General features: G+C 46.4%; 10 protein-coding genes. 5 read left to right on the forward strand and 5 right to left on the reverse strand.

Annotation, left to right across the window (positions count from 1 at the left end):
* Positions 1-107 precede the first annotated feature (107 nt).
* The 4 genes from JGK11_RS15485 to JGK11_RS15500 all read right to left on the reverse strand — a co-directional run bounded on the left by JGK11_RS15485 (position 108) and on the right by JGK11_RS15500 (position 1,148).
* Complete coding sequence (locus JGK11_RS15485; RefSeq protein WP_293176841.1) at positions 108-293, reverse strand: NfeD family protein; 186 nt, start codon at positions 291-293, stop codon at positions 108-110.
* A gap of 84 nt (positions 294-377) precedes the next feature.
* Entirely contained in the window at positions 378-632 is a 255-nt protein-coding gene (locus JGK11_RS15490) for an NfeD family protein (RefSeq protein WP_293190054.1), read from the reverse strand.
* 15 nt (positions 633-647) lie between these two features.
* Positions 648-830: an NfeD family protein gene (locus JGK11_RS15495; protein ID WP_293144766.1), complete on the reverse strand. Its 183-nt coding sequence runs from the start codon at positions 828-830 to the stop codon at positions 648-650.
* A 135-nt stretch (positions 831-965) separates the two neighbouring features.
* A complete protein-coding gene (locus JGK11_RS15500; RefSeq protein ID WP_293176845.1) occupies positions 966-1,148 on the reverse strand; it encodes an NfeD family protein in 183 nt (60 codons plus the stop codon).
* A gap of 215 nt (positions 1,149-1,363) precedes the next feature.
* Here JGK11_RS15500 and JGK11_RS15505 point away from each other — a divergent pair, with 215 nt between their 5' ends.
* The 3 genes from JGK11_RS15505 (at position 1,364) to rodA (ending at position 5,853) form a co-directional block, all read left to right on the forward strand.
* Positions 1,364-3,784, forward strand: a complete 2,421-nt coding sequence (locus JGK11_RS15505) for a tetratricopeptide repeat protein (protein WP_293176847.1) — start codon at positions 1,364-1,366, stop codon at positions 3,782-3,784.
* Positions 3,785-3,843: 59 nt separating this feature from the next.
* Positions 3,844-4,191 carry a VOC family protein gene (locus JGK11_RS15510; protein ID WP_293176849.1) on the forward strand — a complete coding sequence of 116 codons (348 nt, stop codon included), beginning with the start codon at positions 3,844-3,846 and terminating at the stop codon, positions 4,189-4,191.
* Positions 4,192-4,593: 402 nt separating this feature from the next.
* Entirely contained in the window at positions 4,594-5,853 is a 1,260-nt protein-coding gene (rodA, locus tag JGK11_RS15515; protein ID WP_293176851.1) for a rod shape-determining protein RodA, read from the forward strand.
* Positions 5,854-6,003: 150 nt separating this feature from the next.
* On the opposite strand, the gene JGK11_RS15520 is transcribed toward rodA, so the two are convergent.
* Positions 6,004-7,359 (reverse strand): proton extrusion protein PcxA, encoded by a 1,356-nt coding sequence (locus tag JGK11_RS15520; RefSeq protein WP_293176853.1) that lies wholly within the window; start codon positions 7,357-7,359, stop codon positions 6,004-6,006.
* A 197-nt stretch (positions 7,360-7,556) separates the two neighbouring features.
* On the opposite strand from JGK11_RS15520, the gene JGK11_RS15525 reads away from it, so the two are divergent.
* Together JGK11_RS15525 and JGK11_RS15530 are read left to right on the forward strand one after the other, a co-directional pair.
* Positions 7,557-8,804 (forward strand): transposase, encoded by a 1,248-nt coding sequence (locus tag JGK11_RS15525; protein WP_293176855.1) that lies wholly within the window; start codon positions 7,557-7,559, stop codon positions 8,802-8,804.
* Between the two features lie 2 nt (positions 8,805-8,806).
* Complete coding sequence (locus tag JGK11_RS15530; protein WP_293212227.1) at positions 8,807-11,056, forward strand: recombinase family protein; 2,250 nt, start codon at positions 8,807-8,809, stop codon at positions 11,054-11,056.
* Positions 11,057-11,543 lie beyond the last annotated feature (487 nt).

Genomic DNA, 11,543 nt, shown 5'->3' on the forward strand with positions numbered 1-11,543 from the left:
TTTAGACTGACTTTCAAACTCTCAGATTTAATGAGAGTGTAAATCTAAAATCTAAAATCTAAAATCTAAAATCAACTGACTACTCCCCACCTCAGAGTTTTCCCGAACTAAGCTTCAACTATTAGAGTAATGTTTTCAAGTCTCAGGACTCGAACCACAGCACCGGGTTTCAAAGTTATTTGTAGATCGTCGCACTTCGCAGGCCACCAACTGTTTTGGAAGCTGACGCGACCGGGCTGATTGGGTCGAATTTCTTCATCTACGATCGCTTTTTCCAAATAGCTAACAGTCATATTTTTGGCTCCCAATTTCCAATTTTTCGTAACCTTCAAAGGCGATAAACTTATAACCAGACTCGGTAAATCCTTAATTCCCAACTACGCTTCAACGATCAGAGTCACGTTCTCAAGTGCCAGGACACGAACCACAGCACCGGGTTTCAAAGTTATTTGTAGATCGTCGCACTTCGCAGGCCACCAAGTGCTCTGGAATCGGACGCGACCGGACTCGCCTGGACGGATTTCTTCTTCTACGACGGCTTTTTTCAAATGGTTGAGACTCATAACTTTAGGACTCCTGAGTGCAGATTCGTCGGATTCTTGAGAGGTAAAAACTTGTAGGACTCGATTCACTGGCTCGATCGGCAGCTAGGCTGCCACAATCAGAGTAATGTTGTCAATTCCGATGACGCGAACCACGTCACCCGGTTGAAAAGTCATCTCTTGCTCGCATTTTGCAGGCCACCAACTGTTTTGGAAGCGCACGCGGCCGGACTCTTGAGGGCGAATTGCTTCATCGACGATCGCTTTTTCGGAATTGTCAAAAGTCATGATTGCTGGCTCCTGATTATAAGTTTGGCTGAAGTTTGAGATGCGAAAAACTGATTGCTCGACTCGTTACCAATTTCCAGGTAGAGGTCGCCCTCTTGCTGTCAACTGTCAACTGTCAACTGTCAACTGTCAAAGCTAGGCTGTGACAATCAGGGTAATGTTGTCAATTCCCACAACTCGAACCACATCCCCGGGGTGAAAAGTTATGTCTCGATCGCATTTTGCAGGCCACCAAGTGCTTTGAAAGCGCACCCGGCCGCATTCTTGAGGGCGAATTGCTTCATCGACGATCGCCTTTTCATCAGTGTTAATAGACATAGCTGCTGGCTCCTGAATGTAAGTTCGACTTGATTGGTGCGGATGTCAGAAGCTTGTCGGTCAACTTCCCCTCCACACTCAACAGTCTCGCAGGTCAACCATGGCTGTGTCAGTCGGCAAAAGTCCTTATAAGTCGGCTGTTTGAGCCCGTAAGCGAGTCGGAAAAAGTCTGTTAGAGTTGTTTGATAATAGGTAACGCTAAACCTGGTGACTCAATGGAAGCGGATCAAGCACTGGATTTTACTAACTCGTTACTTGTGGCTCGAAACCTGAAAACTCTCGACAACCTTGACAGCGCGATCTTTCGCGAAGCATGGATGGGGGTGCAAGGCAGGACGTACCAACAGGTTGCAGAGAGTGAAGGATATGGAGTAGGGACTGTTAAGGATGCTGCCTCTAATTTGTGGAAGCGCCTTTCAGCTTTGTTTGGAGAAGGTGAAAAAGTTAAAAGAGATAACCTGCAAGCGGTAATAGATCGATATTGGCGCAGCTACTCGAAACTAGAACCGCAGTCGGGGCAAATTGTTCCGCCCCGATCGTCCCTGGGGCTAGATTCGGACTTGGAAATCGAAAATCCGAACTTTTTGGGCAGGTTTGAGGCGATCGAGGATCTGAATACTCTGGTCGCCCAAGGCGCTAAAGTGATTGTGATCCAAAGTGCCGGCGGTATGGGCAAAACGACTTTAGCCAGACAGTACCTGAAATCTCAAGGGTTCGATCGCGTAATTGAACTGCTGATGGCAAAAGAGACAGAAAACCTCACAGCCTTAGAGAGTGCGATCGAAGAATGGCTCAAGCAAGACTTCCAAGAAGAACCAGGGCCAGACTTTGGTGTCACCCTCGGGCGGCTGAAGCGGCAACTTCAGACTCTCAAAGTCGGCGTATTGATTGACAATTTGGAAGCCGCCCTCGACGGACAAGGTAAGTTTATTGAACCCCACCGGCTGTACGTCGAACTCTTGCGAGTTTTGGCTGATGCCGCGGTGCAGTCGGTAACGCTGATTACCAGTCGCGATCGACTTTGCGATTCTGACGTAACCGTCGAACACTACCTGCTTCCGGGATTGGACGTGGAAACTTGGCAGCAGTATTTTGGCGATCGCAACATCAAAATAGATCCTGTCGCACTCCAGGAAATGCACAAAGTTTACGGCGGTAATGCCAAAGCCATGGGCATTCTTTGGGGGACAATCCGAGAAGATTTTGACGGAGATATGGCAGCCTACTGGCTGGAAAACAGCGACGATCCGCTGGTGGAAACCGACTTAAAAAATTTAGTTACCAGTCAATTCAACCGCCTGCAAGAACTCGATCCCGAAGCCTATCAACTCCTTTGCCGCTTGGGCTGTTACCGCTATCAAGACGTGCCGACAGTCCCTAGTGATGCACTTTTGTGCCTGCTGTGGGACGTGCCCGAAGCCGGACGCAGACAAATCATTAAATCGCTGTTGCACCGATCGCTAGTCGAGTCCCAAAAAGGCGAATACTGGGTGCATCCAGCAATTCGGGAAGAAGCAGTCGATCGGCTTTCGCCCGCAGACTGGGACACCGCCAACCGCAAAGCAGCCGAGTTTTGGACGGATAGCGTCGAGATTATTGAAACCGTAGAAGATGCGCTGAAAGCTTTTGAAGCTTACTATCATTACGTGGCAATTAGCTGTTTCGAGCAGGCCGCTAGCGTCATCCTCAAAAAAATCAATATCCAGTTTGCCAAAGATTACAAACTCGGACGAGCGCTCTATAAACTAGGTTTCTTGCAGCCAATAATTTCAGCAACTACTCGCATCGTCAACAATGTGACTTCTGACTATTATTTGAGCGGTCTTTACAGTATTTTAGGCGTTTCTTACAGAATATTGGGCGACATCAATCAAGCCATAGAATGTCACCAAATATCCGAAAGAAAAGCCACTAAATGTCTGCAAAATATAGCAAAAAATAGCGAACCGGAAAACGGCCAAAAAGCTAATCTAGAATTTTGGAAACTTAACGCTGCAATCAATATAGGGTTTTGCAAAATAGAAATGCTGGAATTAGAACCAGCTCTGGAGATATTTGTCAAAATGAAAAATTCGCGGGAGGAAATCGGGATTATCGGGATTAACAGTTATTCGATCGAGGTCGGGTTAGCTTTTCTCAACTCCTGTGTGGGAGTCAAAAAAGCTGCCAAGGAACTCGCCGACAAACTATATGCCGATCGCGAAGAGAGCCAGTTAGTGGGTACGGGATACAAGTTAGTGTTTCTAGCCACCACCTATAAAAACCTCGGAGATCCAGAAAAAGCTTTGAGCTTGTACAGTCAGGCGATCGCCCAGGCCGACGAAAACCTTTACAGCACCGTCAAAGCCAAAGCTCTTAGCGGTATAGCTGCCCTGTACCGAGAACGAGGAGAATTTGACCAAGCCATGCAGCACCATGCAGAAGCAATAGAAATACTCGATCTGCCCAGCGCTAAATTAGACCGAGCCGAAGCTTGCTATCAGCTCGCACTGACAGAACAAAAACTCGGCAACATCGAGAAAGCCCAAGAAAACTTCGATCGCGCCATTCAACTGTTCAGCGAAATGGACGCCAGCAAACAAGTAGAAAAAGTACAGTTTGCCGCTACCAAAAATCCCGAAAAAATCCCTAATTAACTGAGAAACAAAGGAAAAAAGATACAATAAAGTAAAGCACAACAATAAAATTTCTAGACATGAAACTAAAACGATTGGGACACGTAGCCGTCTGCGTGCAAGACATAGAGAAAGCTGCTGAGTTCTACAGCAAATTGGGAATGGAGTTAGTTTGGAAAGATGCAGACTGGGCTTATTTAAAAGCAGGAGATGATGGACTGGCGCTGTTGAGTCCGACTTACGACCAAGCAGGGCCGCATTTTGGGTTTGTATTTGACGATCGCACCGAAATGGAATCCGCCTACGAACAACTCAAAACTGAAGGTGTTTCCGTCACCCAGATTCACGAACACCGCGACGGTACAGCGTCTTTTTACGGCAGAGACCCCGACGGTAACGGTTTTGAGTACCTTTACGAGCCGACTTGACCGATTCTAGGACTTGCGGAGCGAGCTAAATCCGCGTAAGGTGCGCACTGCGCACCCTACAAGATTTGTGCACACTGCGCACCCTACAGATTTGTGCACACTGCGCACCTCGGCCAGTTGCAGACTGCCCGGAACCTCCGTACAACTCGCCGAATAAAGTGACGTACTGACACCAAATCTTCTAAAGTTACAGTGCAGGCTCAGCATCCAAAATATAGCAACCGCCACATGGCGTGAGGGCATAAATGACTTCCATGAATGGAGACGAGAACCCACAGCATAAACGGTTTGATTGCTGTCAACTGTCAACTGTCAACTGTCAACTGTCAACTGCTATATATCCACAACTTCCGAAAATCGGCTCGATAATCTAAAATCTAAAATCTAAAATCTAAAATCCTCATGTTCCAAAGAATACAAGTCAGAAACCGCTGGACATCGATCTTCAAACCCTGGGAAGAAGCAGATCCTTGGCTGTTTGCCGCTTGCATCAGCCTCACCATCTTCGGCGGAATCATGATCCGCAGCGTCGAAATCAACCAGGGCTCGATCGACTGGTGGCGGCACTGGGTAACTGGCGGAGTCGGTTTGTTCCTCGCCATCATCATTTCCCGCTGTCGCTACCAAATACTGATTGAGTGGAAATGGCCGATTTACATATTCATTAATTTGTCCCTGATTGCAGTGCGGTTTATTGGTACTACAGGGCTCGGTGCCCAGCGGTGGATCAATATCGGCGGCTTCTACCTGCAACCCTCAGAATTTGCCAAAGTAGGGATGATTATCACCTTAGCAGCCCTCCTGCACGAGAAGACTGTCCCTACGGTGCGCGATATGTTGAGAATGCTGGCGATTATGGCTGTGCCCTGGGGATTGATCTTTGCTGAACCAAATTTAGGTACTTCGCTGGTGTTTGGCGCGATCACAATGGGGATGTTTTACTGGGGAAATGTCAATCCCGGATGGTTAATATTGTTGTTCTCTCCTCTCTTCTCAGTTCTCCTCAATAACGTGTCCACACCGATTTGGGTAGCCTGGGTAGTCGTGGCGGGTATTATTGCTTGGCGAAGCCTACCTTGGCCTTGGCTGGGGACTTTCGGTGCTGTGTTGGTGAATGTGGTGTCGGGACACGTCGGACACGTATTTTGGGGCGTGCTGAAGGATTATCAAAAAATGCGCCTGACAGGGTTTTTGAACCCCGAGAAAGACCCTTTAGGCAGCGGATATCACTTGATTCAATCTCGGATTGCGATCGGGGCCGGGGAACTCAAAGGCAGAGGTTTGTTTCACGGAACCCAAACTCAGCTTAACTTTATTCCCGAACAGCATACGGACTTTATCTTTTCTGCGATCGGCGAAGAATTGGGCTTTATTGGCTGCATTGCAGTGCTGTTGGTGTTCTGGATCATTTGTTTCCGCTTGGTGACGATCGCACAAACTGCAAACGACAATTTTGGTTCCTTGCTGGCGATCGGCGTACTGTCAATGTTAATTTTTCAGGTATTCGTAAATATTGGGATGAACATCGGCTTAGCCCCGGTTACAGGAATTCCGCTACCTTTCCTTAGTTACGGGAATGCGTCGCTGCTGAGTAATTTTCTCGGATTGGGACTGGTGGAGGCGGTGGCGAACCAGCGACAACGCAAGAAGCGTTGGAATTAGCGGATTATATTTTTTGAGGACTGAAGTCCTCACTACAAACGGAATAATAGGTTTGTAGTGAGGACTTCAGTCCTGATATTTTTTGAGGACTGAAGTCCTCACTACGAACCTAATAAGGGTTATTTAACAAAAAAATTAGATATGAGCAGATTACTCGTTCATATTCTTGTAAGTAGCAACCGCCGAAGGCGAACTCCGGTTTAAATAACGGAATATCCAATACTTAAATACCGTATCCAAGATCACCGGAAACGTGGCAATAAACAGAAAGATAAACTGCCTATTTTCTGGCAGTCCCAAGTGCCTCGATAAACCTTCGAGAATTATTTCCCAACCGTGCGGCGAGTGGAATCCCACAAACACATCGGTAAACAAAATAATTACAAAAGCCTTTGCACTGTCGCTGAGTCCATAAACCACATCATCCATGAAAGATTTTAAAACCTCAATCTCTTTCTTGTTAGTGATGAGAATCGCGGCAAAGGCAATCACAGAAATCAAATCAGCAAAAATATTTTTAATGGCTCCACCGCTTTCTTTGCGATATTCCTCCGCTAATTCAAATGCTTTTTCAGCAATCTTCTTTTCCTTTTCCTCTGGAGCAAGTGGCGGCGCTATGCCAATTAACGTGTCAAATTTGAGGTGCTGCTCAAATGTTTCCAGTTCTTTTAAGGCTTCTTCTTCCAAGTCAACGTTTATGAATAAGGGAGCATTTTGCTTGACTCGAAAGTGGTCAACTACTGGCCCGACTACAAAGTTTTTGGAAATTTGATTTGTCAGCAGGGGAACCAAAATCAAAAGCAAAATAAATCTTAGAGAAATAACTGTTTTTACTTTAGAATTTCGGAAATTTCTAACTACGTCTTTTTCTGCTTCGGGATCTAACTCTTTAGTGATTCGATTCAAAGTTCCCAAAAGCGATCTGGGTAATAAATTCACCTCTTCAGAGCTAGTATCAACCTCCCCATGAGTTTGATTGAGATTAGCTAATCCTTTATTGGCGTCAAGTTGAGAACTGCTTGTAGATTTCACCTGCACGTTTACTGAACTGACAAGTGGGACGATCGCCGTTGATTTACTATTATTAATATACTTGTCAATGACTCCATCAATAAACTCTAGCTTCTCGAATACCAGGGACGATCGATCTTTATTCTCTAAACCCAATCCTTGTTGGTGGCGCGGGGCGCTGTTACCCGCCTGCGGTTTTGCCCCCACGCGATCGGGCAATTCCAAAAAAGAACGGCTAGCATTAAACTCAACCATTCTCGTTTGGATGACCTTGAGGTATTTTTGCAGTTCGGATTTAAAGTAAGACAGGGTGCTGTGTCCGTAATCGGACGATCGCTCGGAGATGCCTTGGCCGCCAAAATGCTCATCTTCGATCGCCTTAATTGCTAGCGCAGCATCATAGGCCTGTTCTAGTGCCCTTTCAGGCGTTTCTCTATACCACTGGTGAGCGCTGTAGAGATATTTTACAAACCTGTTCCACAGAGAAGTATTCATAGCTGGAGTCCATTAGTTAGTAGCAGATATTAGTCATCGAAAATTTGGGTAGAAACCCCGTCCTTCGCTTGACGGCTTTACAGGAAGTATGCGCTGGGGATAGTCCTAGCAATCTCACGGTATGGTAAAACTTCATTGACTTTATAGCCATTAATAGCCGTGTATAGTATAGTATAGTCAAAAAATACGGCAAAACTATGCAGCTCGTTGAAAAGCACATTATCGATCAAAACCACTGGCTATACAAGCAGCTAGATAATTTGTGCTTTCTTTCTAAGAATATTTTCAACTACGCTAACTATATAGTCCGACAAAAGTTTATTAGTTCGGGAGAATACCTCGATTATTACAAAATACAGAAAATATGTCAGGGAAAGACTGACTATCTAGCATTACCAGCCAAAGTATCTCAGCAAGTATTATTGAGATTGCATGAAAGCTGGAAATCTTTTTTTGCAGCTACCCAGGAATATAAGTTACATCCAGATAAATTCAAAGCCCGACCCAAAATACCCAGATACAAACACAAAATATTAGGCAGAAATGTCCTGACTTACACCGCTCAAGCTATCAGTCAAGAATGGCTCAAAAAAGGAATCATCAATCTGTCTTTGACTCAGATATTTCTAACGACTAAAGTCAGCCAAGTAAATCAAGTCAGAATCGTTCCAAAAACTTACCATTACTCGATAGAGGTAGTTTATGAACCCAAGGCTGTAACTGTTTCATCATCAGGTGTTGAAGGAATAGCAGGAATTGATATTGGTCTGAATAATTTAGCGACAATTACATCCAATCAAAACGGGTTTGTTCCGCTGATAATAAATGGCAAACCTCTCAAATCAATCAATGCCTACTATCACAAAAAAAAGGCTGTGTTGCAGTCAGACTTGAAGGGGGAGAGACAAACATCAATCAAAATTGAACAATTAACTCACAAGCGGAATGTAAAAGTAGATAATTACCTGCACAACGCTAGTCGATTCATCATCAATCATCTGGCAGCTAACCGAATCGGGACACTGGTGATTGGTAAAAACGAGAATTGGAAACAGGGAATAAATCTCGGAAAGCGGAACAATCAGAATTTCGCAGCAATACCTCATGCAAGGTTTATTGAAATGCTAACTTACAAAGCGCAGTTAGTAGGAATAGTTGTGAAAGTTATTGAAGAAAGTTACACTTCAAAGTGTTCTTTTTTAGATAATGAACCTTGTGTTAAGCATTCAGAGTACAAAGGTAAGCGAATTAAGCGAGGTTTGTTTCGTGCTGGTGATGGCAGACTGATCAATGCGGATGTGAATGGCAGCGCTAACATTGTCAAAAAAGCATTTCCCAACGATGAAGCTGAGGGAATACAGGGCGTAGTAGTACGTCCGGTAAGGGTCACACCTTACAAAATGGTTGCCCGAGGCAATTGTAATATTTGCCTAGAAAACCTGTAACTATGGTAACAAATTTAAATAAACTAAAAACCGCTGCCACAGATTCTATTTGGATTGTAGGAGGCGCCCGCAGTGGCAAAACCGCTCGCTTAGTCGAGCAGTTCTGCCTGTGGAGCAAAACAGTCAAGCCTTTGCCCGCAAACGTTTCAAGCCGCGGGCGTTCCGGGCGCTGGCGGGCGGGACAAACAGCCCCAGCAATCTTAGTCTTAGCAGCTAATGGGGACAACCGGTTGGAATTGGCCGATCGCATCGCCATAGCTACCCAAGGAAAATATGCCTTTCACTCCACAACACCGTTCGGTTTTTTTGAGCAGGAAGTATTGCTATTTTGGCCGCTGCTGTTGCAGTCGCTAGATTTGAAGGCTCAATTTCCCCTGCGGCTGCAACCTGAAACAGAATTGGAACTTGCAGCCAGACTCTGGCGTCGCGAGTTAGACGAAGGGATTTTGCAACAAACAGGGGTAAGTCCAAATCGCATGGTGCGTCGAACTCTAGACTTATTACAACTTGCTGCTGTCAGCGGTACGCCCAGAGAAGAAATTCCCCACATTCTCCAACAGGGATTTGCCGCTGGTGACGGCTCGAATAGCCTGTGGACTAGCATGGGAGAGTTGCTCGAAAGGTGGCGGGAATGGTGCTTGACGCGGGGGCTGCTGACTTACGGGATTGTGTGCGAACTCTACTGGCGCTATTTGTTGCCAAATGTCACTTACCAGCAGCAGTTGGCTTCTAGATATCAAGCTGTCATCGCCGATGATGTTGACGATTATCCGGCCATCAGCGGTCATTTGTTCGATCGAATGCTCGACACAGGCGCAGCGGGGGCCTTTTCCTACAATCGGGATGGAGGAGTGCGTTTGGGTTTGGGGGCTGACACGGAATACCTCGCCCGACTCGAAAGCCGCTGCGGAAGCGTGGAAAATTTGGACGCAAAAGCCGGTTTATCCTCAGAGATTGGGGATTTAGCCGTAAGTTTGGCAGTGAATTCTGAGGGTTTTTATCCTTTAGGCTTGAGTTTACCAGGCTCGGTTCGATCGCTCGAAACCACTTCTCGGGCGCAACTGCTGCGAGAAACCGCCGAAATTATCGTGGATGCGGTGAAGTCAAAAGCCGTGGAAGCGCAGGAAATCGCCGTAGTTGCTCCTGGGATGGATGCGATCGCCCGTTACAGCTTAACGGAAATTCTCGCCCGAGATGGTATCGCGGCCGAATCCCTCAACGATCAGCGTCCCCTATCGACTACGCCAGAGATTCGAGCTTTGCTGACTTTGCTAGCGTTGGTTTATCCTGGACTAGGCCGTTTAGTCGATCGAGACGCCGTAGCCGAAATGCTAGTAATTTTAGGCAGCCAGAAACACCGGGAATTGCCGGAAACAGCAGAAGATAACCCCACTTTCAATCTAAAATCTAAAATCCAAAATCTAAAATCGATCGACCAAGTGAGAGCAGGTTTAATTGCCGATCACTGTTTTTGTCCCGATCTCGATCGACCTCAACTGCTGGAAATTACAGCCTTTCCCCGGTGGGACAGAGTGGGACACCGAGCAGCTTTGGCCTACGAGCAAATTGTAGAGTGGATCGAACAACAGCGATCGCAACAACAGGAGCGGCTGTTACCCAGTCCCATTGCGCTGATCGATCGAGCGATCCAGAAATTTCTCATCAACGACAGATATCTGCCGTTCGATCGGCTAGCAGCCCTCCGAGAGTTAATAGAAACCGCCGCCCACTACTGGGAAATACACGCCCGAATGCAGCGTGTAGAACCCACAAACGGTGGCGACTCAGAAACAATCGCCAGGTTCATCCAGTTGTTGCGCCAAGGAACCGTCACCGCCAACCCGTTTCCAGTCCGTTCCCAAGGCCCAGAAGCCCAAGCCGTCACCCTCGCCAACATCTTCCAGTACCGCAGCAGCCGCCGCGCCCACAAATGGCACTTTTGGCTGGATGCCGGTTCGCCCCTATGGCTGAGCGGCGGTGCGGCGACTTTGTTTGGTGCACCCTTATTTGTGCGATCGCAATTGGGGCGTCCCTGGGGAACCGAAGACGAAACGGCCGCCGACCAACAGCGACTGCGGCGAATTCTGGTAGATTTGTTAAGTCGTTGTTCCGTGCTTTACCTTTGCCACAGCGAACTAGCCGTCAACGGCCAAGAGCAAACCGGGCCGCTTCTGCCTCTAATTAACAGCTCTGTTTCTTGTCAACAGTCAGCTATCAGGCATTCGGGAACAAGCAGGAAAGAAAAATCATGAATGAAAGATTTTCATTTTTTCTCCCTCTGGATAGATACTCGGGCTTGACTCGCAGCATGACTTCTAGATTCGAGCGAAATTGGGCGAGATAAAAGTGTACCCAAAACAGGCATCAAAACGTGCAATCATTAATATTTTTAGCTCGAAAGATACCAGAGTTTAAAAATATCTATAGGCCTTGCAATTTTGATTTAGTATGCTATAAATGAGCGAGATTATAAGAAATACCCTGAAAACCCTGCGACAAAAGTCCAGGGATGAAAGGGCATTGCAGGATTTATCCTGCCAGTTAAATATTTACCAATTCTAGTAAAATAAATCAAGGAGGGTAAAAAAAGATGTACGCAGTACAAAGAGACCTGTGGCATTTAACAGGACTCGACAAAACCATTGTCGAGCAACTGTTGAGGTGGTCAAACAATCTGTTTAATGTCGGGACTTACGAAAGTCGGCAACGGTACTTTAAGGACAAAGGTACAATTAAATA

It is taken from the genome of Microcoleus sp. PH2017_34_RAT_O_A, assembly GCF_020737885.1.
Lineage (GTDB): Bacteria > Cyanobacteriota > Cyanobacteriia > Cyanobacteriales > Microcoleaceae > Microcoleus.